Source organism: Lachnospira multipara LB2003 (genome assembly GCF_000702205.1).
Taxonomy (GTDB): domain Bacteria; phylum Bacillota; class Clostridia; order Lachnospirales; family Lachnospiraceae; genus Lachnospira; species Lachnospira multipara_A.
Genome location: NZ_JNKW01000005.1, coordinates 86033 through 112230, shown reverse-complemented (window position 1 = coordinate 112230; position 26198 = coordinate 86033). Strand labels below are relative to the sequence as shown.

18 protein-coding genes and 1 other RNA gene are annotated in these 26198 nt (G+C 33.4%); 15 read left to right on the top strand and 4 right to left on the bottom strand.

What is annotated here, in order from left to right; all coding sequences use genetic code 11:
- The first annotated feature begins 28 nt into the window (after nucleotides 1–28).
- From T537_RS0104430 to metG, 4 genes are all read left to right on the top strand, one after another.
- Entirely contained in the window at nucleotides 29–865 is an 837-nt protein-coding gene (locus tag T537_RS0104430) for a DUF5685 family protein (RefSeq protein ID WP_027437938.1), read from the top strand.
- 14 nt (nucleotides 866–879) lie between these two features.
- Nucleotides 880–1608 (top strand): DnaJ domain-containing protein, encoded by a 729-nt coding sequence (locus T537_RS0104425; protein WP_031556525.1) that lies wholly within the window; start codon nucleotides 880–882, stop codon nucleotides 1606–1608.
- A gap of 119 nt (nucleotides 1609–1727) precedes the next feature.
- On the top strand, nucleotides 1728–3512 hold the full coding sequence (locus T537_RS0104420) for a DUF885 domain-containing protein (protein WP_027437939.1): 1785 nt from the start codon (nucleotides 1728–1730) through the stop codon (nucleotides 3510–3512).
- A 168-nt stretch (nucleotides 3513–3680) separates the two neighbouring features.
- Complete coding sequence (gene metG / locus T537_RS0104415) at nucleotides 3681–5684, top strand: methionine--tRNA ligase (RefSeq protein ID WP_027437940.1); 2004 nt, start codon at nucleotides 3681–3683, stop codon at nucleotides 5682–5684.
- 163 nt (nucleotides 5685–5847) lie between these two features.
- Here the strand turns inward: metG and rsmA are convergent, their stop codons facing one another.
- The 3 genes from rsmA to tadA all read right to left on the bottom strand — a co-directional run bounded on the left by rsmA (nucleotide 5848) and on the right by tadA (nucleotide 7868).
- A complete protein-coding gene (gene rsmA / locus T537_RS0104410; protein ID WP_155895231.1) occupies nucleotides 5848–6723 on the bottom strand; it encodes a 16S rRNA (adenine(1518)-N(6)/adenine(1519)-N(6))-dimethyltransferase RsmA in 876 nt (291 codons plus the stop codon).
- 62 nt (nucleotides 6724–6785) lie between these two features.
- Nucleotides 6786–7331 (bottom strand): GNAT family N-acetyltransferase, encoded by a 546-nt coding sequence (locus T537_RS0104405; RefSeq protein ID WP_031556524.1) that lies wholly within the window; start codon nucleotides 7329–7331, stop codon nucleotides 6786–6788.
- Between the two features lie 12 nt (nucleotides 7332–7343).
- The gene (gene tadA / locus T537_RS0104400) at nucleotides 7344–7868 is read right to left on the bottom strand and encodes a tRNA adenosine(34) deaminase TadA (RefSeq protein WP_031556523.1); all 525 of its coding nucleotides are present in this window, start codon (nucleotides 7866–7868) and stop codon (nucleotides 7344–7346) included.
- A gap of 91 nt (nucleotides 7869–7959) precedes the next feature.
- On the opposite strand from tadA, the gene ffs reads away from it, so the two are divergent.
- From ffs to T537_RS0104350, 11 genes are all read left to right on the top strand, one after another.
- An RNA gene (gene ffs, locus T537_RS12660) (signal recognition particle sRNA large type) lies at nucleotides 7960–8224 on the top strand.
- Between the two features lie 179 nt (nucleotides 8225–8403).
- Nucleotides 8404–10029 carry a DNA polymerase III subunit gamma/tau gene (gene dnaX, locus T537_RS0104395; protein ID WP_031556522.1) on the top strand — a complete coding sequence of 542 codons (1626 nt, stop codon included), beginning with the start codon at nucleotides 8404–8406 and terminating at the stop codon, nucleotides 10027–10029.
- The gene (locus T537_RS0104390; protein ID WP_027437945.1) at nucleotides 10029–10379 is read left to right on the top strand and encodes a YbaB/EbfC family nucleoid-associated protein; all 351 of its coding nucleotides are present in this window, start codon (nucleotides 10029–10031) and stop codon (nucleotides 10377–10379) included. Before dnaX ends, T537_RS0104390 begins: the two co-directional genes overlap by 1 nt.
- Nucleotides 10379–10975: a recombination mediator RecR gene (gene recR, locus T537_RS0104385; RefSeq protein ID WP_031556521.1), complete on the top strand. Its 597-nt coding sequence runs from the start codon at nucleotides 10379–10381 to the stop codon at nucleotides 10973–10975. Before T537_RS0104390 ends, recR begins: the two co-directional genes overlap by 1 nt.
- Before the next feature lie 43 nt (nucleotides 10976–11018).
- A complete protein-coding gene (locus T537_RS0104380; protein WP_034210387.1) occupies nucleotides 11019–12533 on the top strand; it encodes a hypothetical protein in 1515 nt (504 codons plus the stop codon).
- Between the two features lie 11 nt (nucleotides 12534–12544).
- The gene (locus T537_RS0104375) at nucleotides 12545–13264 is read left to right on the top strand and encodes a DUF6063 family protein (RefSeq protein WP_027437947.1); all 720 of its coding nucleotides are present in this window, start codon (nucleotides 12545–12547) and stop codon (nucleotides 13262–13264) included.
- A complete protein-coding gene (locus tag T537_RS0104370; protein WP_031556519.1) occupies nucleotides 13251–17687 on the top strand; it encodes a coiled-coil domain-containing protein in 4437 nt (1478 codons plus the stop codon). Before T537_RS0104375 ends, T537_RS0104370 begins: the two co-directional genes overlap by 14 nt.
- Before the next feature lie 174 nt (nucleotides 17688–17861).
- Complete coding sequence (locus T537_RS0104365) at nucleotides 17862–20366, top strand: hypothetical protein (protein ID WP_027437949.1); 2505 nt, start codon at nucleotides 17862–17864, stop codon at nucleotides 20364–20366.
- Nucleotides 20367–20551: 185 nt separating this feature from the next.
- On the top strand, nucleotides 20552–22546 hold the full coding sequence (tkt, locus tag T537_RS0104360) for a transketolase (RefSeq protein WP_027437950.1): 1995 nt from the start codon (nucleotides 20552–20554) through the stop codon (nucleotides 22544–22546).
- 276 nt (nucleotides 22547–22822) lie between these two features.
- The gene (locus T537_RS0104355; protein ID WP_027437951.1) at nucleotides 22823–24031 is read left to right on the top strand and encodes an iron-containing alcohol dehydrogenase; all 1209 of its coding nucleotides are present in this window, start codon (nucleotides 22823–22825) and stop codon (nucleotides 24029–24031) included.
- A 106-nt stretch (nucleotides 24032–24137) separates the two neighbouring features.
- A complete protein-coding gene (locus tag T537_RS0104350; protein WP_051637159.1) occupies nucleotides 24138–24947 on the top strand; it encodes a class I SAM-dependent methyltransferase in 810 nt (269 codons plus the stop codon).
- A gap of 3 nt (nucleotides 24948–24950) precedes the next feature.
- On the opposite strand, the gene T537_RS0104345 is transcribed toward T537_RS0104350, so the two are convergent.
- Nucleotides 24951–26177: an AraC family transcriptional regulator gene (locus T537_RS0104345; protein WP_031556516.1), complete on the bottom strand. Its 1227-nt coding sequence runs from the start codon at nucleotides 26175–26177 to the stop codon at nucleotides 24951–24953.
- Between the last annotated feature and the right edge of the window lie 21 nt (nucleotides 26178–26198).

Genomic DNA, 26198 nt, shown 5'->3' with positions numbered 1-26198 from the left:
TTCTTAAACGCGTAAGGAGATAAGAACTATGTTTGGTTATGTTATTGTCAATAAACCGGAATTAAAAATAAGAGAGTATGAAGAATACAAGTCTTTTTATTGTGGTCTATGTCATAGCTTAAAAAGAAAATATTCCTTTTTAGGTCAAATGACTTTAAGTTATGATATGACAATGGCAGTACTTTTGCTTACATCTCTTTATGAACCTGAACTTACAAGAATTAATAAGACTTGTAAGGCGCATCCAATTAAGAAACAAAAGATGACCATAAGCGAAGTTACAGATTATATTGCAGATATGAACTTACTTATGTCATATTATCATCTAGTAGACGATTGGAAAGATGAGAAGAAGATTTATAGTAAGGCTTATGCTGATCTTTTAAAAAGAAATGCTAATAAGATAATGGACAAATATGAAGATAAGGCAAGAATTATTAAAGAGGGATTGCATGAACTTTCTATTTGTGAGAAGAATAATGAACAGAGCATTTCCGTGGTTTCGCAAACCTTTGGAAAGGTCTTATCTGCTGTTTTATGTATGAAAAATGACGAGTGGAGTCAAAGCCTATCTAGAATTGGAATGGCACTTGGTCAATTTGTGTATATAATGGATGCTTATGATGATTTAGAAAAGGATAAGAAAACCGGTAATTATAACTGTCTAAAGAGTTATGAGAAGGAACCGGATTTTGATATATTTATTGAGAATATGCTAAAAGCATATATGACCGTTGTTGGTAAGGAATTTGAATACTTGCCAATAATTGAGAATGCAGAAATTTTACGAAATATAATTTACTCAGGTGTATTTATTAGATTTGAGGAAGTAAAAAGAAAAAGACTAGAAGATAAGAAACTTTAAAAGTGGAGGTTAAAATGTCAGATCCGTATCAAATTTTGGGCGTTTCAAGAAATGCTTCAGAAGATGAGATAAAAAAAGCATATAGAAAATTAAGTAGAAAGTATCATCCAGATGCCAATATTAACAATCCTAATAAGGAACAGGCTGAGGAGATGTTTAAGACTGTTCAGCAAGCTTATAATCAAATAATGAAGGAAAAAGAGGGCGGTTATTCCGAAGGCCCATATAGCCAGAATAGATATGGTACGGGACGTGCTAGTAGCTATAGATATGATGGAGATGCGCAAGGAAATCCATGGGGCGATTTTGGTAATTTTGGTGAATATGGAAACTTCTGGGGCTTTGGCCCATTTGGTTTTGGCGGCTTCTATGAAAATGCTAATAATATGAATGGTGATGATGAGATTTCGTATAAATTAAGATCTGCTCTTAATTATGTAACTTCTGGAAGATATGAAGAGGCTATAAATATTCTTAATTCAATTGAGGATAGAGATGCAAGATGGTATTTTATTATGTCTAACGCTCAAGCAGGAAGAGGAGATAGGGCAGCAGCATTAGAATATGCTAGAAAAGCCGTTTCAATGGAACCAGATAACTTCCAATATAGAAATTATTATCAGAATCTTGAAAGTGGCGGACAGTGGTACAATGCAAGACAGCAATCATATAGCCCAGCTAATAGCGGTATTTCATGTATGACATGTCTTGGAACATGGCTATTTTGCAATTTATGTTGTTAATATATTTTTATAATGATATAATATACACTAAGGGAATAGAGAAACACATCTGATTTTTAATCAGATGTGTTTTGATTTTTATAGAGAGGGTAAAAATTAATAATAACTGGGGGTAGTTTATGAAAAAAATAATTAAAACTACAGTTTCCTTAGTACTTAGTGTATGTCTTATTTTTTCAATTAGCGGATGTAGTCAGCCTAAGAAAAATGAAAACGTCCAAAGCAGCGAAATAGAGACTGTTAAGGAATATAGTAGTCAGGACTTTGATGAGTATCTAAAGGAGCTTTATGTGGATATAATGGAGGAATCCGACCTTATTAGCATTCATTCATATATGGAGCATCCATCTGACTTTGGCGTGAATAATTATAGTAAGAATCTAGGTAGAATTGATTATGACAACTTAGGGTCTGCTAAGAATTACGAGGAAATTCTAAATGAGCTTAATAAGTATGATGTAAATACATTAAATGAAAAGCAAAAAATCACATATAACGAACTTTATAAGATGTTTACTAATGAAAAAAATAATGCAGATTTATACCTTTTAAGTACAGATATAACACCAACAATAGGTATTCATGTTCAGTTACCATTGCTTTTTGCAGAATACTCATTTGTGGAAAAAAAGGACATAGATGAATATTTATTGCTTGTGGCTGATGTGGATGATTATTTTAATGATATTTTAAAATACGAGAAATTAAGAGCTGATGCAGGCTATTTTTTGTCAGATGATTTAGCTGATGAAGTTATTAATTCATGTAACTCCTTTAAGGATGAGGCTTTAAATGATGACGGAGTAATGATTGCTAGCTTTAATGAGAGAATTGATAAGTTTAGTGGCCTTACAGATGAAGAAAAAACTAAATATAAGCAGGATAATTACGAAGCTGTTAAATCTAATGTGGTTAAGGGATATGAAGAACTAGCAACTGGTCTTGCAGCCCTTAAGGGAACTAATAAGTATAGTGGAGGAATTTGTAATTATCCTAACGGAAGCAGATACTTTGAATATTTGGTAAATAAAAAACTTGGTTGGGGTGAATCAGTAAATGATCTCTTTGAATTGGGTGAGGATTATGTGGATGAACTTTTAGATGAAATGAGTAAGATTATTTATAGTGATTATTCTATAAGTAGTAAGATGTCCACTTTTTCCTTTGGTATGAGTGACCCTGTTGCAATGATAGAGGATTTAAAGTCAAAGATTAGTGCGGATTTTCCTGAGATTAAGGAGACTAGTTATAATGTCTCTTATGTTACTAAATCTTTAGAAGATTATGCCAGTCCCGCTATGTATTTTATTCCGCAGCTTGATAATGCAGATGTGAATTCAATTTATATTAATAATGCAGGCAGAGAAGAAATATATCCAACTATTGCACATGAAGGGTATCCAGGACATTTATATCAAACCCAGTACTTTATTAATTCTAATCCTTACTGGATAAGATATGTACTTGCTCCAAGGGGGTATATGGAAGGATGGGCTTCATATGTTGAGGTGCTTTCTTATTCCTTTGCCAATACAGGAAATGAAAGTCTAAATAAGATTATGGGACTTAATTATGAAACAACGCTTATAGTGTATGCTCTAGGTGATATTGGAGTTAATTATCTAGGATGGGATTATAACAAGATGCGTGAGTATGTAGGACAGTACTTTAATTTTAGTGAGGCTTCATATAAAAATATGTATAACGCATTTATTGCTAATCCTGGTAATTACACACAGTATGCCTTTGGTATGATTGGGATTTTTGAACTTAGAGAAAAAGCCAAGGATGAGTTAGGCTCTAAGTTTAATCTTAAGGAATTCCATAGGTATATTCTTGATATGGGACCTATTCAATTTGATATTTTATTTGACAATTTAGAGCCTTGGATAAAGAGCTTTTAATTGGGTTAAGCTTGGGTTTTTAGGTGGCTTAACGGGGCTTGACATAGGGAATTAAATTAACTATCATTTAAGAATATGCGTTGTAGAATATACATTTGATATATATAACAAATGCCGAAAGTTATTATCCATTATGGATTGATAATAAAAATGATAGGAGGAAGTTAAATGCCAAAGAATAGAGGAAATTACTATATGACAACAGCTATTGCCTATACTTCAGGTAAGCCACATATAGGTAATACATATGAAATTGTACTTGCAGATAGTATTGCAAGATTTAGAAGACAGCAGGGATATAATGTATTCTTCCAGACTGGTAGTGATGAACATGGCCAGAAGATTGAGGAGAAGGCTGCTGCAGCTGGTGTTTCACCAAAGGAATTTGTAGATGAAGTTTCTACAGAAATTAAGAGAATCTGGGATTTAATGAATACTTCTTATGATAAGTTTATAAGAACAACAGATAAGCCACATGAAAAGCAGGTTCAGAAGATTTTTAAGAAATTATATGATCAGGGAGATATTTATAAGGGAGCTTATGAAGGTCTTTATTGTACTCCATGTGAATCTTTCTGGACAGAATCACAGCTTGTAGATGGTAAGTGTCCTGACTGTGGACGTGAAGTTAAGCCAGCTAAGGAAGAAGCTTATTTCTTTAAGATGAGTAAATATGCAGACAGACTTATAGATTATATTGAGACTCATCCAGAATTTATTCAGCCAGTTTCAAGAAAGAACGAAATGATGAATAACTTCTTAAAGCCAGGTCTTCAGGATTTATGTGTTTCAAGAACATCATTTAAGTGGGGTATCCCAGTTGATTTTGATCCTAAGCATGTTGTTTATGTATGGCTTGATGCTCTTACAAACTATATTACAGGTATTGGTTATGACTGCGATGGTGAATCTTCTGATTTATTTAAGGCTAATTGGCCAGCAGATCTTCACTTAATTGGTAAGGATATTATTAGATTCCATACTATTTATTGGCCTATCTTCCTTATGGCTCTTGATTTACCACTTCCAAAGCAGGTATTTGGTCATCCATGGCTTATCCAGGCAGATGGTAAGATGAGTAAGTCTAAGGGTAATGTTATTTATGCTGATGACTTAGTAGATATGTTTGGCGTAGATGCAGTTAGATATTTCGTATTACATGAAATGCCATTTGAAAATGATGGTGTTATTTCTTGGGAATTATTAGTTGAGAGAATGAACTCTGAACTTGCTAATACACTTGGTAACCTTGTTAATAGAACAATCTCAATGTCTAATAAGTATTTTGATGGTGTTGTTAATAAGACAGGTGTTAATACAGATGGTGCTGTTGATGAAGAAGGTAATAGCGCTGATTACGATGCTGATCTTAAGGCAGTAGTTACAGGAACAGTTAAGAAGGTAGAAGATAAGATGGCTACACTTCATGTTGCTGATGCTATTACAGAAGTATTTACACTCTTTAAGAGATGTAATAAGTATATTGATGAGACAATGCCTTGGGCACTTGCTAAGGATGAATCTAAGAAGGAAAGACTTGAAGAAGTTTTATATAACCTTGTTGAAGGTATTACAATTGGTGTTAACTTACTTAAGGCTTTCATGCCAGAAACTACAGATAGAGTTTTAGCTCAGTTATATCCAGATAATGTAGAAGCTGGTGTTCGTGATTTTGATGACTTAGATAAGTTTGGTTTAAGAGAGTCAGGACTTAAGGTTACTGATAAGCCAGAGATTTTATTTGCTAGACTTGATCTTGAAGAAGTATTAGCTAAGGTTGAAGAGATTCAGGCAGCACAGAAAGCTGCAGCTGGTGGTGTTAAGTATCCAGAGGTTGAGCCTAAGGAAGAAATTACAATTGATGACTTTGATAAGATCCAGATTAGAGTTGGTGAAGTATTAAAGTGCGAACCAGTTAAGAAGGCTAAGAAGTTACTTTGTTCACAGATTAGAATTGGTGATGAGGTAAGACAGATTGTATCTGGTATTGCTAATTTCTATAAGCCAGAAGAAATGGTTGGTAAGAAGGTAGCTGTTATTACTAACTTAAAGCCAGTTAAGTTATGTGGTGTTGAATCACAGGGTATGATTCTTGCAGCAAGTGATGATGAAGGTAATTTATCAGTTCTTACTGTAGATAAGGATATTATTGCTGGTAGTGAGATTAAGTAATTAAAGCGCTTCTAACAAATCATGAGGAAAAAGCAAAACGGATTCTTGTATCTGCTTTGTAAAAAATAGACATAATAAAAGAGCCCTTGTATGATATGTGTTCAGGATTCTGGGTACATATCAGTATAAGGGCTCTTTTTTGTTTAAAGATTAAGTTAAAAGTTTAAGCTAATTTATTAGCTAATTCTACGAATTGTTCAAGGGTTAGGGCTTCTCCACGGACTGTCTTTGGAAGGCCCATAGATTCAAGTGCGTTAGCTAAATCTTCCTTTGTTACATTTGAAAGACCATTAGAAACGCTATTAAGCATTGTTTTTCTTCTCTGTAAGAAAGCAGCTTTAATTAAGTTGAAAAGTAGTCTTTCATTTTTAACTTCATAAGCTGGTGTTTGATATCTGTTAAGTTTAATTACAGCTGAGTCTACATTTGGCTTTGGCATAAAGCAGCTAGCTGGTACATTAAGTACGATTTCAGGCTTAGCATAATACTGAACAGCTAATGATAGAGCACCATAGTCTTTAGTGCCAGGACCTACCTGCATTCTGTCAGCTACTTCCTTTTGTACCATGATTGTTACACTATCTAGTGGAACATGACTTTCAAAAAGTCCCATAATAATAGGTGTTGTAATGTAGTATGGTAAATTGGCAACAACTTTAATTGGTTTGCCATTATTTCTTTCCATTGCTAATTTGTTGATATCAAGCTTAAGGATATCTTCGTTAATAACTGTTACGTTATCATAGTATCTAAGTGTATCTTCTCTTAAAATTGGTATAAGCTTTGTATCGATTTCAACGGCTACTACTTCTCTTGCATTCTCACATAGAATCTGAGTCATAGTACCAATACCAGGTCCAATTTCAAGTACAAAATCGTCTTTTGTTACACCGGCTTCTCTTACAATCTTACTTACGATATTTTCATCAATAAGAAAGTTTTGTCCAAATTTTTTCTGGAAATTAAAACCATATCTATTTAATACTGCAATGGTATTGGTTGGATTACCAAGGTGCATTACATTGTCATAATTTTTCATAATTAAATCCTTTCATACATAATGTAAGTCTAGATATTATATCTATAAAATGTAAAATTTGTCTAGTTATTTATGTAAACAAAATGCTTGTGATCTTTCCAAGTACCATTAATAAAGGCGTATTTATAGGCAATTCCTTCATCAATCCATCCGAGTTTTTCCATGACTCTAAGAGATGGAGCATTACTTGGTAAGATGTAACTATCAAATCTATGAAGTCCTTTTTCTTCACACATGATTTTTACACATTGTGAAACTAAGCTTGTTGCAATTCCTCGGTTATGATATAGGGAATCAACTTTATATCCTATATTGCAACTTTTAGTATCGGCATAGTGAATATGAGAAAAAGAACAAGTTGCAACTATGTAGTCTGGAATGTCCTTTTTATACAAATAAAAGCGTATATAATTTCCTTTTATATATCCATTAAATTCCGCATTAAGCATTAGAGAAATATATTCTTGTGTATAGAAATTAACAGGCTTATCTGTTTCATACTGATTAAAGGAAGCCTGATTTCTACTATAAAAATCAAGCACTTGCTGTGTATAAGTTTCATCTAAAGCACGTAGAACATAATCTCCCAAATCATATTCGAGTTTCATGACAAGTCCTCCTTAATTGGATTTTTGGATGTCTGGTTTTTTCATAGCTTTTTTGTATTCGCGAAGTTCTTTAAAAAACTCAGTAAGCATATTAGAGCATTCTTCATTTAAAACGCCTTTTGTAATTTTGCACTGATGATTGAAGGCACTAATATCTAATATGTTAATAATGGATCCTGCACATCCGGCTTTTGGATTCATAGAACCAATAACAACATTGGGAATTCGTGCCTGTACAATTGCTCCAGCGCACATCTGGCAAGGTTCTAGGGTTATATAGATTGTGCAATCTTCAAGTCTCCAATCTCCAATAACTTTACTTGCTTTTTTTATGGCTGTTATTTCAGCATGTCCAAGGCTTGTCTTATCTGTATTTCGTCTATTATAGCCTCTGCCAATAACCTTTCCATCGTGTACTATTACACAGCCTATAGGTACTTCCCTTAATTTATAAGCTTTTTTAGCCTGAGTAATAGCTTGTCGCATATATTTTTTATGTAAATTTAATTCTTCAATACTGTTTGTGGTTTCTTCCATATAAACACCTTATTTCCTAACTTTATAATTGATTTTATCACATTTATATGTGGTTGACAAAAGAGAGCAATTATAAGTATAATTTATATTACCGTGCAGCCGGGGTGGTAGCAGAACCCTGTACCTGAAATCTGCTATAGCAGGGGTGATGCTTTGGTTGAGGGCTTGATTTTATGGAGCAGCCCGGTAAAAGTGGTGATGACGTTTGGGTCTTTCGCAATAGGAATCTATGAATCATGTCAGGTCGGGAACGAAGCAGCATTAAGTAGAACCTTCTATGTGCCGAGAGGTCGCCTGGGCCGAGCTAACTATACTGGTAACGTCTGTGGATGATTGTTCGAGACTAAAGCGCACGGCTTTAAAACATTGGAATAATTTATCTTTTTATTAGCCACATGAGGTTTAACCTTATGTGGCAATTGTTATCATATAGTGAAATTACAATTGCGTGGATTAAATATGTTGCTTTTAAATATTTGTAATTTGATTTATAATTTAGAATAGATTTATAAATTTGTAAAAGAGAGATAAAGTTATGGCATATCAAGCATTATATAGAAAGTGGAGACCTGATAATTTCGATGATGTTAAGGGTCAGGACCACATTGTTACAACATTAAAAAACCAAATAAAAGCGGATAGAATAGGACATGCATATCTTTTTACAGGTACAAGAGGTACTGGTAAGACAACTATTGCTAAGATTATGGCAAAAGCTGTTAACTGTGAGAATCCTGTGGATGGAAATCCTTGTGGGGAATGTTCTGTTTGTAAGGCTATTGCAGCTGGAGTATCTATGAATGTTATTGAAATGGATGCTGCATCTAATAATAGCGTAGATGATGTACGTCAGATTGTCGATGAAGTTCAGTATTCACCAACAGAAGGTAAATACAAAGTATATATCATCGATGAGGTACATATGCTATCAACAAGTGCTTTTAATGCTCTTTTAAAGACTTTAGAGGAACCACCAGCATATGTAATTTTTATACTTGCAACTACAGAAGTTGCTAAGATACCAATTACAATTCTATCTCGTGTTCAAAGATACGATTTTCATAGAATTACCATAGATACAATTGCATCAAGACTTTCAGAGCTTATGAAAGCTGAGAATATTAATGTTGAAGATAGAGCTTTAAGATATATTGCTAAAGCTGGAGATGGTTCAATGAGAGATGCCCTATCCTTACTTGATCAATGTATCGCTTTTTATCTTGGTAAGGACCTTAAATATGAGAATGTACTTGAGGTTTTAGGCGCTGTTGACACAGATGTGTTTAAGAATCTTTTGGAGATTATATTAAAGGGCGATGTGACACAGTGTATGAATCTTATAGAAGACATTATTATTCAAGGTCGAGATCTTGTTCAATTTGTTAATGATTTTATTTGGTATTTAAGGAATCTTCTTCTTATTAAGACAACAGGAGATATTAAGGAAATAGAAGACGTTATTGATGTTTCTAGTGATAACCTAAATGATATGGTAGAGGTAAGTAAACTTGTTGATGTTGATACATTAATGCGTTATATAAGAATTCTATCTGAAAGTGTTGCTAAGCTTAAGCTGGCAACTCAAAAGAGAATTGAATTAGAAATTACTTTAATTAAACTTATGAGACCTGCTATGGAAAATAGTGAGGATATATCAGATCTTACAAGTAGAATTACCATTTTAGAAGGTAAATTAGAAGAAGCCTTAAATAAAATAAAATCAGGGGCTGTAATGGTACCAATTAGAGCGGCGAGTGATACAGATAAAGGGGATGCTGTTAAAGAAGAACTACCAAAGAGAGTTTATAAGGCTGTCCCAGAAGATATAAAAAGTATTGCGAAAGCTTGGAGAAGCATAGTTGATAGTATAGAGGAAGCTAGACTTAAAGAAATGCTAGAAAAGTCACATGTAACGCTTTCTGAAGATGGAAAACGTTTAGAGATTATGATACAATCTTTAAGTAGCTATAACGATTTAAGCCGAGAAGAAAGAAAGGCTGAATTGGTTGATTTAATAGAGGAAAGAACTGGAGTTACAGTTGATCTTCTTATAACAAAATTAGATGATAATGAAGACTTCTACAACAGATATACAGATATTAAAGATCTTGTTAGTGGAGTCGAAATTGAAATTGATGATAATACGGAGGAAATGATCTAATGGCTAAAAGAGGCGGTTTTCCAGGTGGTATGCCTGGCAATATGAATAATTTAATGAAGCAGGCTCAGAGAATGCAAAGACAGATGGAAGAGCAGCAGGCAGCACTAGAAAGTAAGGAATTCACAGCAACTGCAGGTGGTGGAGTTGTTGAAGTTACAGTAACTGGTAAGAGAGAACTTACAAAGGTTACAATTGATCCAGAAGCTGTTGATCCAGATGATGTTGAAATGCTTCAGGATTTAATTGTTGCAGCAGCTAACGAAGCGCTTAGAAAGTGCGAGGAAGAATCTGCAGCATCTATGTCTAAGATTACTGGAGGCCTTTCAGGTCTTGGCGGAGGTTTATTTTAATGGACATTTATAGTGGACATATAAATAAGCTAATAGAAGAACTTTCAAGATTACCAGGTGTTGGCGCAAAAAGTGCACAGCGCCTGGCATTTCATATTATTAATATGCCTGAGGATGAGGTGGAGCGCCTTGCTAATACAATGGTTGAGGCAAGAGGTCACATTCATTATTGCAAATCATGTTTTACATTAACAGATGAGGAAATTTGTCCGATTTGTAGAGATGAGAAGAGAAATCATAAGGTGATTATGGTTGTGGAGCAGACTCAGGATTTGGCAGCATACGAAAAGACAGGTAAATATGAAGGCGTTTACCATGTACTTCATGGAGCTATTAGCCCAATGCTTGGAATTGGTCCAAGTGATATTAAATTAAAGGAACTTATAAAGAGATTAGAAGGTGATGTGGATGAAGTTATTATTGCCACTAATTCTAATCTAGAAGGCGAAACAACTGCCATGTATATTAGCAAGATGATTAAGCCGACAGGAATTAAGGTAACAAGAATTGCTAGTGGTGTTCCTGTAGGTGGAGATCTAGAATATATTGATGAAGTTACATTACTTCGTGCACTTGAAGGTAGAACAGAATTGTAATTAATATTTGGGGGATTGGCTAAAGAGCCACAAGGGAGATAAAATGGCTGAAAATATGATGGGTGATATTATAACAGATCACCGTGAGCGAATGCTAAATCTAAAAAAATACTATCCGTTTTTTAAATTGATAGATACCAATTTTTCTCAATTTAAGGATGGTAAATATGAAGTTCTTGATATGGGTTATATCATAATGGCAATCTTACGTTTTTTCATTGAAGAGAATAACTTTAAAGAAAAGGATGTAACCTATATTGAGTATCTTAATTTTACAGAAAGTCTACTAAAAAGAGATTTTGGCCTTGATTTAACAATGGAAGAGGCTAAGGAAATATCTGATTATGTGTTTGATAAGATTAAAAATGACGGTAGACCATTTGAATTTTCATACTTTGATCCAATTGATAAAAAGAGATATGTTTCACGAATGAGAATTATAGAAAGTACGATACGTAATAATACAGTGTGGTATTCCATAAGTGCGGATGCGGTAGAATTCTATCTTGATACGAAAGAAATAAAAGATGAAAGTAGAATAAATGTATCTCAGTTGCTTCTTGAAAAAATGATTAATTCAGAGAACTTCAGAGGTGGTATTGAAGTTGTAGAGCGAATTAATGAAGAAGTGAACAGATTAAAACAAAAGAAGAACGAAGTCCTTTTAATTCTATCAACAGATGTTTATGCGGGCATTGATGCATATGAAGAATTTGTTGAAACGGGAATGAAGTGGTTTGAAGATGAAGAAAAGTTATTTAAGAAAAATCAGGAATTAATAAAAAAATCCATAGATCGACTAAATGCTAGTAGCACTAAGGAAAAAACTGAAAGTTATTATAGAACTATTAATGAAATATATAATCTAGAAAATCAGCTAAAGATAGCTATGAATAGACATGCAGAGCTTTTAAGAGATTGCACACAAATGCAGAAGATGACAGATGATGCTGTTAGACGTGCTAAGTTAAGCAGACTAAGAAGTCATATGGATTTTACAGCTACTCTAAATGCTATGATAAAAAGAGACAATGCAGATGCATTAAGCATATTGCTTGGTCCTTTATTTAAGCCAAACATTAAAAAGACTTTTGGATTAAATAGTATAGATGAGGCTTTAACTATGAAGCCAGCCAAGTATGAATATAAGGAAAAAGTTATTAATGAAGAAGCAATGGATATTGTCTTTGAGGATGAAATCGAAGATGCAAGAATTAAGTTTAATTACATCTTTATTATGAATAATCTTATAAGCGTCCTTCATAAGAAGACAAGTATAAGCTTAAGCGACTTTAATGAACTTATGAAAAAAACTTATGATGAAAACATTCTAAAAAATGTGGACTATTTCTCGTTTTTTGTTAATCTTTGTCAAAAAGAGACATATAAAATTGGCGGAAGCGAAATGGATAATGAAACATTTTTAGATGGAATATTAAAAGAGGGCTATGAGGGTAGCAATAGAATTAATATTGAATTAGTTAAGCAACAGGACGATATGGTTAAGATAGGCGATGATTTAGAAGTTAGCGATATTTTAATCAGGAAGGTAAGCTAAAAAGGAGAATTATGGAAAATCGAAATTTAGATAAGGCGTTAGATATTGTATCTAAACTTGTTAATGGAGAATCGGTGGCTGAAAAAGGCGATAATTCTGGACTTTATCAGGAATACAATACTAATGCTGAGGTATATGACATTGTTCATATGTCTTTGAAGAAATTCAATTTAAATATTTATGAATATAATAATGCATTATTTGTGGGTCCTAAAGAGAGTAATAAGGTCTTTGGATATACTAACGAAGAACTTAGAAATAAGATGGGACTTAGGGTTAATAAGGAATTATATCTATCATATTTTGTAATCTACAATGTTATTATGCTTTTTTATACAGACACCATTAGCTCTACATATGCGGAGTTTATAAGGGTTGAAGATGTAATAAATAATGTGGAAAAAACAAGCTCATCAATAGTAGATAAAAGTAAAGGACTTGTACTTGATGAGGTTGAAGAGAATTCCTTTAAGCAGATTGCCCTTAGCTGGGATGAACTTCCTGCAGCAACTTATGAGGAACAGTCAGGTCTTAGAGCTGCAAGAAATTCTAAAGCAGGTTTTGTAAAAATTGTACTTAATTTCCTTGTAAGTCAAGAATTATTAGTGGAAAGTCAGGATAGATTTTATCCAACAGATAGATTTAAGAGCTTAATTGAAAATTATTTTGATGAATATAGAGGAAGATTTTCTGAGATTATGAACGGGGGAGTAGAAAATGCCGCAAATTAATAGAATTCGTGTTAATAACGTAAAATATAATTTTGCAACTCAAGTTTATGATGATTTTGTTATGCGCTTTAATTGCAAAAACACTATATATGATTTGGCTAATGGTGGTGGTAAAAGTTTGCTTATGCTTTTACTATTACAGAATATGATTCCAAATTGTACTCTTGATGAAAAGCAGCCTATAGAGAAGCTTTTTAGACAGGGAGGAGGAAATACCTGTATTCATTCTCTTGTGGAATGGAAGCTTGATAAGTGTTACGTAAAAGATGGTTTTACGTATATGACTACAGGTTTTTGTGCAAGAAAGGGTAAGCAAGGGGACGATGACCAAGATGATAGTCTAGCCCAGTCAAGTAGCAGTGCTTCAATCGAGTACTTTAATTATTGTCTTTTTTATAGAGAGTTTGGCGACAATGATATTAAGAACTTGCCACTTTCAAGCAATGGAGAAAAAATCACTTATAATGGACTTAAAAACTATCTTCGTGAATTGAATAAAACGGACTTTAAGTACGAAGTTTATATTTTTGACAAGAAGGGTGAATATCAGAGTTTTATTACTAAATATGGTATTTATGAAAGTGCGTGGGAAATTGTTCGCGGAATAAATAAGACAGAAGGTCATGTAAGAACATACTTTGAAACTAATTATAAGACAAGTAGAAAAGTAATTGAGGACTTATTAATTGAAGAAATAATTCAGAAATCCTTTAATAACAGACTATCTGTAGATAATGACGAAGAAAAGATGGCAGAGACTTTACTTGATATCAAGGATAAGTTAGTGGAGTTATCTAAAAAACATGCACGTCTTAGCGCTTATGATAGCCAAGTCGCAGCTATAGACGGATTTAGGGAATACCTAGAGACATATAAAGATTTTTACGATAGAAAAAATAAGACTTCCAAGGATTTATATAATCTAGGACTTTGCTCAATTTATGAGCATGGAAATAAGCAACTTGAAGTTGAACAAAAAGGACATGCCCTAGATAGAATAAAGGAATCCCTAGATTATGAGAATAAGAACATTGCTATAGCAGAAGTAATGTCTGAGAAACGTTCACTAGATGCATTAGAAAAACTTGTAAAGGAATCTAAGGATATTGTTTCTAATGAACAAGAAAAAATTGATGATTTAGAGAAAAAACTTAATCTTTATGAGGCGTTACAAGATTATAAGGATTATTTAGATTATAATGATAATCTTCTTTCTGTTAAGACATCTCTTGATGGAAGATTAAGGGATGATGATGACATTCTAAAGGAATTAAAGGAGTTAGCAGGAGCATATTATAAGATTTATAATCGCAAATTAGATGATTTACTTAGTAAGAAGAAGTTATCTGATAATGATGAGAAAAATGTTAATGCTAAATATGAGGTTGCAAAGAAAGACCTAAGAGAGGCAGATAAGGAACTTGCAGGATTACAAAGTCTTATAGAACATAATAAGAATGGTATAGAAGGAGCTAATAAACGACTAAAATCAATGATGGATGAAGTTGGCCTTCTAGTTCCTGAAAATGCAGAGGAAATGCTTAAGAATGATACTAAGAATTTATCAGACTATAAAGCAAAACTCATTACAGTGTCTGATTCTTACAAAAAGGATTTACAGGAATTAAATAAGCTAACTGAACAGATTAACACAAATAAAGCTTTAATTGATGTCTTAAAAGTTCAATTAACAGACAGTGCGACAGATAAGGAAAAGGATGCTAGTAGTAATGAGAAATTAGAGAATATTATTAGCATTTATGGCAAGGAATTAAATGCAGGCTTATGTGATCAGATATTGGACACATATAGAAGTGTTTATAGAGATTACGAAGATGCTATAAGGGAAGAAAAGGCTCTTGTTAAGTTTATAGACAATGTAAATAAAAGAACTTATACATGTGATAATAAAGAAAGAGAAAGATTAAAAAATTATCTGGTTTCACAGTATGGAGATGATGTGGTTGAAGGCCATGAGTGGTTTGATGCCCTACCAGTCGGACAACGAAGAGATGTATTAAAGAGAACACCTTTTGTTGAATATGGCTTCATTATAAAAAACGATTTTGAAAGAATTAAAAATGATCAGACCTTAACTAATTTTGGTAGAGGTGCTGTAATTTTTCCTGTAATTAGTGAGCAAATATTAATTGATACAAAGCTAGAGGTTAATAAGGAATTGGTAGTTTTTGCCTTAAAGGATATGAATTTCTTACGAGATCAGGCTGATATTGATAGAGAATTGAAACTTGCTAATGATGAACTTTCAGAAATTAGATATAAAAAGAAGACATTAGAGGATAGAAAAGACCTAATTTGGAATGATTATACCTTCGTTTTTTCTTATCAAGTCTTAAAGAATAAGAATAATCAAAGTCAGTCTATTAATGAGATTGAGGGAAAAGTTAGTCATTACGAAGAAGAAATAATGTCTTATGAAGAAAAAAGACATCAACTAGATGAAAGAGTTAGAGAATCAGAAAAAGATAAGGAAACTCTTGAAACAGAAGTTGAAAAAATAGGACAAAGAGTACAAAAGCTAAAGACAATTATTAGCTTTAATGCTCAAATTTCTGATGTATATAATGAAGTAGCTTCTCTTGAGGGAAAAATTGCTGCAGCTAAGGTAAAGGTTACAGACTATGAGAATAATTTATCTAAGCTTTCAGAGCAGTTAAATAGCCAAAGAGAGATTAATTATTCATATGATAAGAAGATTGTTAATTTAAAGGCTAATTGGGAAGAAGAGTATAAGCAGTATTATGATCCAAGCATTGAATGCACAGAAATATATGCTATTTATGAGAATGATGAGAGTGGACTTGAGAGCAGATTTAGCGGCTTAAGAACAGCTCTTAATTCAAAGAGTGCAGATGTTAAGGATAAGGAAAACCTAATTCAACATCTTAACTCTTCAATAGCTAAGTGCGTTAATCAGATTGAATATAGAGGCTTTAAGCTTGAGGAAATGCAAAATCTATATTCTAAGGAAAAGCAATTTAATTTAGCAACTAACAAGCTTATGGATTACAAAAAAGAGCTTGAAACTCTTAAAAAGAACCATAAGAAAAATATGGCTGAACTTGATTCTAAGGAAGCTTTATATAATAGATTAGATGGTTCAATTTGTTATGGAATTAATCAGATCGAAGAGAAGTATGGTGAATATAAGGCTTTTGATTGTAATGATCCTGAGGCTTTTATAAAGCAGCATAAAGAATTAATAGAAAAGCTTAAAAAGGATGTTAAGAATCAGGAAAAAGCTATTAAGGATTCAGAATCAAAGCTAAAGGAAATAGCTGTAATTGAAAGAGACTTAAGAAGAATTGTTGCAGATGCAGGTATGGAATTACCAGAAACAGTAGATTCAAATCTAGGTTCAAACTTAAGCATTAACCTAGATGATTACGAAGATGTAATTAAGGAATACCAGGCAATAGGAAAGCTTGAATATAAGAAAAAAGAAGAATTTGTTAAAAATAAGCAGAACTTAATTGACCTATTAAATGGTTTTGATGCAAGGGAATTATCAGAAGAGATAAAGATATCTATTAATACTCCTGATAGTTTTGAAAAAGCAGAGACTATGATAGCTGCTCTTAGCGAAACTAACCAGTTAATTGAACTTGAAAAGGATAGAATTCGCAAAGGCATCGAAGATATGGAAAGAATTAAGGATAACTTTGAAAACAGATGTATTCAGACATGTGCCAATATAAAGACTGAACTTGATAGATTGCCAAAATTATCAAATATTAATTTAGATGGTGAGCAAATTAGCATTATAAGTCTTGCAATTCCATATGTTAAGGAAGAGCTATATAAGGATAGAATGTCTAATTATATTGATGAAACCGTTGTAATGGCAGAAAGTTTCAAGGATTTATCTGAGAGATTAAAATATATCCGTAATAGATTAAGTTGGAAGAGATTATTCTCAGTTATAGTTACGGATATGAATGCCGTTAGAGTTAATCTATATAAGAGAGAGCGAATTAAGGATCAATCAAGATACCTTAAATATGAGGAGGCTGTTGGTTCAACAGGTCAGTCACAGGGTATTTATATTCAGTTCCTTATTGCAATAATTAATTACATTTCTAATATGAATGAGTATTCAAGTGATGGCGTAACTGGAAAAACAATTTTTATTGATAATCCATTTGGTGCTGCAAAGGATATTTATATCTGGGAGCCAATTTTTAAACTTCTTGCTACTAATCATGTACAGTTAATTGTACCAGCAAGAGGTGCTACACCAGCAATTATCGGACGTTTTGATGTTAATTATATATTAGGTCAGAAGCTTGTAGATAATAAACAGCAGACCGTTGTAGTCGATTATTATAGCAACACAAAAGAGTCTGAACTTGAATATACAAGAATGGAATATGAGCAGGCTAGCTTTGATTTTTTAACATAGACAAATGTATAGAAAACACAAAGATTTAACAAATGGCACAGTATAGAAGGTTGTGTATTGGTTTACAAGCTTTCTGTTCTGTGCTAAAATTTACACGTGTGCAAAAATGTAACAAACCTGTAAATGTTTAGTAACATTATGTACTATGGGTGAAAGGTTGGATTGTTTGTAATTATGGATAAATATGAATTTAATATAAAAATGGAGCAAGTAAGAAAACTTGCAGCTAAGAAAGAATACGAAGAGGCAGCAAGAATAGCCAAGGATCTTAATTGGCTTAAGTGTAAAGATTGGCAGGCTCTTGCAACAGCAATTAATGTATTTGAAGCAATTGAAGATTATGATGAAGCAAGAGACATGGCGATTCTTGCATATAACAGAAATCTTGGTGGAAAGAAGTTAATCTACAAATTAGTAGAATTAAACATTAAGATCGGTGATTATGAGGAGGCTGATGAGTTATATGAGGAATACGCTCATGTTGCTCATAGAGATGTTGATAAATATGTTCTTTTATATGAGTTAAGACATGCGGAGAATGCTAGTGATAATGAATTAGTAGAGATTCTTGAAGAATATAAAGAACATGAAATTGATGAGAAATATATGTATGAGCTTGCTAAGCTCTACTTTAAGACAGATAGAAAAGATGAGTGTATTAAGACTTGCGATAATATTGTTTTATGGTTCCAAGATGGCGATTATGTAGAAATGGCTGTTTCCCTAAAGAACGAATTAGGTGCAGAACTTACTAATACTCAGAAGAAGATTTTTGATAATGCCATGGCAAAGAAATCTGATATTAATCTTGAAAAACAATTCGAAGAAACTAAAGAATTAGTTAAGATTAAGAAAGATGAAGTAGGAGAAGTTCTTGATAATGATGAGAAGGAAGCAGTTTTTGATAAAGCTGTTTCAGACATTATTAAGAAGGAAGAAGATGAGAAGGCATCAATCGAGGCTTCAAAGAAGCTTGAAGAAATCACAGCTCTTCATAAAGAGCCTGTTAGTAAGAAGGTTGATGATGTTCCTACAATTAGCGCACCTGGTAAAGATGGTCCTAATACAGATATTATAGAAACTAACGATAGTGAAGAAATTAAAGAATTCGTTATGAGAGCCCTTGAAAAGGACAAGCAAGAGAATAACGAAACTGAAGTTAAAGAACAGAAAGTTAGAAGAGATGATAAAGAAAGTCCAGTTGTAACAAAGCCAGAACTTGATGTTACTCCTAGCATACAGGGAGCAAGTTCAATGGAAAGTAGTATAGATAAGGCTAATTTATCATTAAAAGAGCTCATTGAAAATGCTAAAAAGCAGATAGAAAATAATATTGATCAGATTAATAAAGAAGACGAAGAAGAAGAACGTAAAGAAACACAAGCTCGTATTGAAGAGAATGTAAAGAACTTTGATACAGTAGTTCCTGAATATGATATCAATAATACTCAGAATCTTCAGACTGAAATCGCTAAGAACATTAGTGGATATATTAACGAAGAAGATAAGGAATTTAGTCCGGCACAAAGCGAAACAGCAGATGTTAGCTTTATGAAGACTGGGGAGTTAGAACCGGAAGAAGTTCAGTTAGAGTCTAAGACTAATAGTGAAGAGGAAACAACAGGCTTAGATGATCAGATAGAGGGTCAGTTAAGTCTTATGGATTGGATTGAATCAGTAAAAGAGGAGAAATTTGCTGATAAGGAAAAAGACGGGGTAGAGAATAAAATGGGAGAAGATATTCAAAAGGAAAGTGTAAAGGTTTTACAGACAGAAGAAATTACTGATGAAGTTAAAGAAGATTTGGTTAAAGAGTCAGTAGAGGAATCAACAAATGAAGTTGAAGAAAGAACTGATATTATCGAAGAGATGAAGAAGTCTATTGACGAAATGGATTTAGAAGAAGAGGATGGCGGCAGAAAGCTTGATCCTGAACTAGCTAAGATCTTTAGAAAATATAAAGATATGCCAGGTCTTGAGGAGCAGTTAGTAGATTTCTTTGAGGGCTTACAGGGCGAGATGAATATGACTAATTCTGTTAAAGGTAATATTCTTCTTTCTGGTAACACAAGTGCTGATAAGCTTGATTTAGCAAGAGCAATTGTAAGAGCAATTAATCATTTATATCCAGATGCTCCTAAAAAAATTGCGAAGACAACAGGCGATAGCATTAATGCCAGAGGTATTACTAAGGCAATGGCTAAGCTTAGAGGTACAGTGCTTATTATTGAAGGCGCTGGTACAATTCAGCCAAAGAGAATTAATGAAATTCTTAATTGCCTAGAACAGGATACAGGCAGAATGATTGTAATCCTTGAGGATTCAGACGCAGAGATGAATGTTTTAGTTAATTTCAATCCAGAACTTACTAATACATTTAATCATAGAATTGTTCTTAAGCAGTATAATGTTAATGAACTTGTTGAAATGGCTAAGAGATTTGCTAAGAAGAGACAGTATGAAGTTCATGATGACGCATTACTTGAATTATATTTAAAGATCGATAAGCTTAAGAATGTTAATGATAATATTAAACTTGATGATATTAAGGAAATTATTAACAACGCAATTCTTAATTCAGAAAGAAGAGCTTCTAGAAAATTCTTTGGAGCACTTAAGAAAAAGAAATCTACAGATGGTAATATGATTTACCTTACAGAGTCAGATTTTAAAGATTGATAGTTCTTCTTTTTTAAAAGGCAGCAAAGGTACATTACTAAAAGTATAAAAAACATAAAAATAATTGCAAGGAAGCCGTCGGTTTCCTTGCAATATTTTGTTTTACATGGTATGCTTGCCAAGGTCACTTTTTATAGTGGCAACGATTACATTATTTTAATAGAGATATATAGGAGATTATAACAATGACTAATATTGATGAGATGTCAGTAAACGCAATAAGAGTTTTATCAGCAGATGCCATTCAGAAGGCTAATTCAGGTCATCCTGGTTTACCACTTGGAGCTGCTCCAATGGCATATGAATTATGGGCTAACCATATGAAATTTAACCCAAGCAATCCAGATTGGGTAGATAGAGATAGATTTATCCTCTCAGGTGGACACGGATCTATGCTTTTATATTCATTATTACATCTATTCGGAATTGGAAATCTCTCACTTGATGATATAAAGAACTTCCGTCAGTTTGGCTCACTTACAGCAGGTCATCCTGAATATGGTCACACTGTTGGTGTTGAAGCTACAACAGGACCTTTAGGTCAGGGTATGGCAATGGCTGTTGGTATGGCAATGGCAGAAGCTCACTTAGCTTCGGTTTTTAATAAGGATGATTACAAGGTAGTAGATCATTACACATATGTACTTGGTGGAGATGGTTGTATGATGGAAGGTATTTCATCAGAATGTTTCTCACTTGCAGGTACACTTGGTCTATCTAAGTTAATCGTATTTTATGATTCTAATAACATCTCAATTGAAGGTAGCACAGATATTGCCTTTACAGAAGATGTTTTAACTAGATTTAAGGCTTTTGGATTCCAGACATTAGAAGTAGAAGATGGTACAGATCTTAAGGCTATTGGTAAGGCTATTGAAGAAGCTAAGGCTGATACAACAAGACCTACAATTATTAAGGTTAATACACTTATTGGTCAGGGTTGTCCAGCAAAGCAGGGTAAGGCAAGCGCTCACGGTGAACCTCTTGGTGTTGATAATGTTGCAGCACTTAAGGAGAACATTAACTGGCCTTCTAAGGAAGATTTCTTTGTACCAGAAGAAGTTTATGCTAACTATAAGAAGATTGGTGAAGCAAAGGCTAAGGCTGAAGATGATTGGAATAAGTTATTTGCAGAATATTGCGCAAAGTATCCTGAAATGAAGGAACTTTGGGATAAGTACTTTAGTGGTGCTGATCTTTCAGAATTATTTGATTCAGAAGAATATTGGGCTAAGGGAGATAAGGCTGAAGCTACTCGTGCTACATCTGGTTCAATCCTTAACCTTATTAAGACTAAGATGCCTAACTTAATCGGTGGTTCAGCTGATTTAGCTCCATCTAATAAGACTAATATGAAGGGTGCTGGCGATTTTTCTAAGGATAATTATGCTGGTTCTAACCTTCACTTTGGTGTTCGTGAGCAGGCAATGGCAGCAATTGGTAATGGTTTAGCACTTCATGGTGGTCTTAAGGCATTTGTTGCTACATTCTTCGTATTCAGTGATTATGTAAAGCCAATGGCTAGACTTACAGCACTTATGAAGTTACCACTTACATTTGTATTCACACATGATTCAATCGGTGTTGGTGAAGATGGTCCTACACATGAGCCAATTGAGCAGTTAGCTGCTTTCCGTTCTATGCCAGGCATTTCAGTATTCAGACCTGCTGATAGAACAGAAACTGCTGCAGCTTGGATGCATGCTGTTAGCTCAACTAATGAACCTACAGCTCTTGTTCTTACAAGACAGAATCTTCCACAGCTTGCAGGTTCAAGCAAGGAAGCTCTTAAGGGTGGATATGTATTAGAGGATTCAACTAAGGAAACTCCAGATGCAATTATTATTGCTTCAGGTTCAGAAGTTTCACTTGCTGTAGAAGCTAAGGCAAGTCTTGCAGCAGAAGGTATTGATGTTAGAGTTGTTAGTATGCCATCTATGGATGTATTTGAGGCTCAGTCAGCAGAATACAAGGAATCAGTACTTCCAAAGGCTGTTCGTAAGAGAGTAGCAGTTGAAGCTTTATCTGATTTTGGTTGGTATAAGTATGTTGGTCTTGATGGTGAAGTTGTTTCTATGAAGGGCTTTGGTGCTTCAGGTCCAGCTAAGACACTTTTCGAACATTTTGGATTTACAGCAGAGAATGTTGCTAAGACAGTTAAAGAAGTAGTTAATAGATAATTAAAATTCAAGAATTTTAGCTTGGATAATTAATAATATTAGGGTCTAACAGATCTTTTACTTAAGAGTAAAGGGCTTTGTTAGACCTTTTTTATTGTAAACAAATACTTTTGTATGAATATTTACATATACACATTGTATACATGGTAAATAATGAAAATAAAACTGATAAAATTGTGTCAAAGATATTGAGAAAAATTATCACTCATGGTATAATATTTTTAGTTGTTAAGTAATTAACAACTAAAAATATGTAATGTATTGGAGGTTTTTGATATGGCACGTTTTTGCTTACCAAGAGATTTATATCATGGTAAAGGATCACTTGAGATGCTTAAGACCTTAGAAGGAAAAAAGGCAGTTATCTGCGTTGGTGGCGGATCGATGAAAAGAGGGGGATTTCTAGACCGAGCTAAGGGATATTTGGAAGAAGCTGGTATGGAAGTTAAGCTTATAGAGGGTATTGAATCAGATCCTTCTGTTGAGACAGTTATGAAGGGTGCTGAAGTAATGATGGAATTCGAGCCAGATTGGATTGTAGCTATGGGTGGTGGCTCTCCAATTGATGCTGCTAAGGCAATGTGGATTAAGTATGAATATCCAGAAGTTACATTTGAAGATATGTGTAAGGTATTTGGTTTACCTAAGCTTAGAAAGAAAGCTCACTTTGTAGCTATTCCATCAACATCAGGTACAGCTACAGAAGTTACAGCATTCTCTATTATTACAGATTATTCTAAGGGTATTAAATATCCTATAGCTGATTTTGAAATTACACCAGATATTGCAATTGTAGATCCAGATTTAGCTGAGACAATGCCAGTTAAATTAGTAGCTCACACTGGTATGGATGCTATGACACATGCAATTGAAGCATATGTATCAACAGCTAATTGTGATTATACAGATCCATTAGCACTTCATGCAATTGAGATGATTAAGGAGAACTTAGTAAAGTCATATAATGGCGATATGACATGTCGTTCATCTATGCATAATGCACAGTGTTTAGCAGGTATGGCATTCTCTAACGCATTACTTGGTATTGTTCATTCAATGGCACACAAGACGGGAGCTGCTTTTGAAAAGGGACATATCATTCATGGTGCTGCTAATGCTATGTATTTACCTAAGGTTATTAAGTTTAACTCTAAGGATCCAGTTGCTGCTAAGAGATATGCTAAGATTGCTGATTTCATCAATCTTGGTGGTAATACTGAAACAGAGAAGATAGATAATTTAATTAAGTATCTTCGTCAGATGAACGATGATCTTAATATTCCACATAGTATTAATAATTATGGTGAGGGTGGTCTTCCAGGTGAGACTATTGTTCCTGAAGAAGAATTCCTTAAGAAATTACCAGATATTGCAGCTAATGCTATTCTTGATGCTTGTACAGGCTCAAATCCAAGACAGCCAAGTCAAGAAGAAATGGAAAAGCTTCTTAAGTGCTGCTACTATGATACAGAAGTTGATTTCTAAGATTAAGATTAATATTAATTTAAATATGAGTTGCTTTGCGATTTGCGCAAAGCAACTTTTTTATTGTAAAATAATCACTAGTTTATAAGCAAAGGAATTAGATAGTATGAGTAAAAATAATAATGACAAAGAAGTTGTAGAATTAGTTGTTTGTGTAAATCACAAAAGATATAAGCAAGATGGTGAGATGCTTGCTAATCATTTAAATGTTAGACAGGTGAAGGATTTAAGTGAAATTGGGGATAAGGATTTAGCTCTTGTGTATGATAATGACGGATTATCATTAGTTGGTGGAAAACTTAAATTACAGGGTGATTTTACAAGTATGGTGCCAAGAGTTAAAGCTGATATGTGGCAACATGAACTTATTGCAAGAGCAGCTAAATTAAAGGACGAAGAGGGCAAATTAAGAGCTATGGATGCAACAGCAGGCCTTGGAGAGGATTCGTTAATCTTAGCTGCAGCTGGTTTTGAAGTTACACTTTATGAGCAAGATCCTGTAATTGCTGCTCTTTTAAAGGATGCTTTAATTAGGGCTAGAAAGATTCCTGAAATTAAAGATATGGTAATGAGAATGAAGCTTGTTGAAGGAGATAGTATTAAAGCTATGCTAGATATGAGAGATTGCTTGCTTAGTGAGAATAAGGTGGTTTCTAATATGCCTGATTTAATTTATCTTGACCCTATGTTTCCTGAAAGACAGAAGTCCTCAAAGATTAAGAAAAAATTTCAGCTTTTACAGAAGTTAGAAAGACCTTGTTTTAATGGAGATGAAATGGTAAGCGCAGCACTAAGTCTTAACCCTAAGAAGATAATAATAAAGCGCCCTATGAAAGCAGAAATTTTAGGTAATAGAAAACCTGAATTCTCTTATAAGGGCACTTCAATTAGATATGATTGTTTTATGAAAAATTAGCTATCAATTAATATTTTTACGATATTCTTTTGGTGTAATTCCTTTTTTCTTCTTAAAAACTCGTGTAAAGTAATTTGGATCAGGGAAACCGCATAAGGCAGCTATTTCCTGAATGGAATCGTTGGTGGAATTTAGTAGTAAAATTGCATGTTCCAAACGTTCATTTTGGATATAGTTTGTTATGGTTTGCCCTGTTTCTTTATGAAATTGTAGTGATAGATAATTAGGAGTAACAGCTACATAACTTGCTAGGGAATCTAGGGTTATGTTCTCGTTATATTCAAATCTTATTTTTTCAATACATGATTTTATTACAGGAGAATAATCCTTAGTTGTGTAGTTATGAACCAACATACAGTATTTTCTAATCATAGTTATACTTAAACTTTCTAATTGAGATATGTTATTTGTTGTTTCAATTCTTACAGCAAATTCTCTTGATAAGCCATCTATATAATATGGATGAATCTTAGCCTTAGCTACAGCCTGTCGTAAATTAGTATTAAAAATAATCAAAAAGTTTTTGACATTTCTTAAGTTATCAGGGGTTCTTGGAGCTATATTAAATTGTCTGAATTTATGGAATTTTTCAATGGCATCCTTAGAATCCCCCATTGTAACGGCTTCTAACATTGCTTCTTCAGCTTTATATCTATCAAAAACAGCTTGAAATGATGTGTTATCATTAACTTCTTCTAATTCATATGTATTATCGCTATCTTCTTGGTTAAATTGAGTCTCTAAATCTACGTAATGGTAGTTGTTATCTGTTCCAAAAAGCGCTTTTAGTAGTGGCATAAGAAGAGAAATCCAAAAATCATGTGTTGGTAGAGATGGTACTCTATTGTAAAACTCTAGGAGATCTCTTGATAGGGCCAGTGGGAAATTGTGTCTTTTTATAACGGAGTCTAGGTCTTTTTGAGTAACAAATCTGTAAATTACAGGCCCAAGAAAGACGTATCTAGCTTTATATTCATTTTGTAAAATTAAAGGTAATTCAAAAAAGCAGTAATTTAGATTTAAATCATCTTTATAGAATAGCACAGGAGAATCGTTACATTCTTTTTTTACTTTGTTTAGGATATCCTTGTAATCAAAGTCTTTATATGTGGTTTCACGGAATTTGTAGTCTATTAAACTTAAATTATTAAGGGTCTTAGGAATAAGTAAAAATTGTATTCCCTGATTATCAAGAATATCTTTATAATTATCGATTAAGTCAACGTTCATATAACCTCCCAATTCAAACCA

Excerpts from the sequence above, each read along its gene's own strand:
- T537_RS0104430 (WP_027437938.1), top strand. The coding sequence starts at position 29 with ATGTTTGGTTATGTTATTGTCAATAAACCGGAATTAAAAATAAGAGAG.
- T537_RS0104350 (WP_051637159.1), top strand. The coding sequence starts at position 24,138 with ATGAGTAAAAATAATAATGACAAAGAAGTTGTAGAATTAGTTGTTTGT.
- T537_RS0104380 (WP_034210387.1), top strand. The coding sequence starts at position 11,019 with ATGGCTGAAAATATGATGGGTGATATTATAACAGATCACCGTGAGCGA.
- T537_RS0104365 (WP_027437949.1), top strand. The coding sequence starts at position 17,862 with ATGGATAAATATGAATTTAATATAAAAATGGAGCAAGTAAGAAAACTT.
- metG (WP_027437940.1), top strand. The coding sequence starts at position 3,681 with ATGCCAAAGAATAGAGGAAATTACTATATGACAACAGCTATTGCCTAT.
- T537_RS0104420 (WP_027437939.1), top strand. The coding sequence starts at position 1,728 with ATGAAAAAAATAATTAAAACTACAGTTTCCTTAGTACTTAGTGTATGT.
- T537_RS0104405 (WP_031556524.1), bottom strand. The coding sequence starts at position 7,331 with ATGAAACTCGAATATGATTTGGGAGATTATGTTCTACGTGCTTTAGAT.
- tkt (WP_027437950.1), top strand. The coding sequence starts at position 20,552 with ATGACTAATATTGATGAGATGTCAGTAAACGCAATAAGAGTTTTATCA.
- rsmA (WP_155895231.1), bottom strand. The coding sequence starts at position 6,723 with ATGAAAAATTATGACAATGTAATGCACCTTGGTAATCCAACCAATACC.
- T537_RS0104375 (WP_027437947.1), top strand. The coding sequence starts at position 12,545 with ATGGAAAATCGAAATTTAGATAAGGCGTTAGATATTGTATCTAAACTT.
- T537_RS0104425 (WP_031556525.1), top strand. The coding sequence starts at position 880 with ATGTCAGATCCGTATCAAATTTTGGGCGTTTCAAGAAATGCTTCAGAA.
- T537_RS0104390 (WP_027437945.1), top strand. The coding sequence starts at position 10,029 with ATGGCTAAAAGAGGCGGTTTTCCAGGTGGTATGCCTGGCAATATGAAT.
- tadA (WP_031556523.1), bottom strand. The coding sequence starts at position 7,868 with ATGGAAGAAACCACAAACAGTATTGAAGAATTAAATTTACATAAAAAA.
- recR (WP_031556521.1), top strand. The coding sequence starts at position 10,379 with ATGGACATTTATAGTGGACATATAAATAAGCTAATAGAAGAACTTTCA.
- T537_RS0104370 (WP_031556519.1), top strand. The coding sequence starts at position 13,251 with ATGCCGCAAATTAATAGAATTCGTGTTAATAACGTAAAATATAATTTT.
- T537_RS0104345 (WP_031556516.1), bottom strand. The coding sequence starts at position 26,177 with ATGAACGTTGACTTAATCGATAATTATAAAGATATTCTTGATAATCAG.
- T537_RS0104355 (WP_027437951.1), top strand. The coding sequence starts at position 22,823 with ATGGCACGTTTTTGCTTACCAAGAGATTTATATCATGGTAAAGGATCA.
- dnaX (WP_031556522.1), top strand. The coding sequence starts at position 8,404 with ATGGCATATCAAGCATTATATAGAAAGTGGAGACCTGATAATTTCGAT.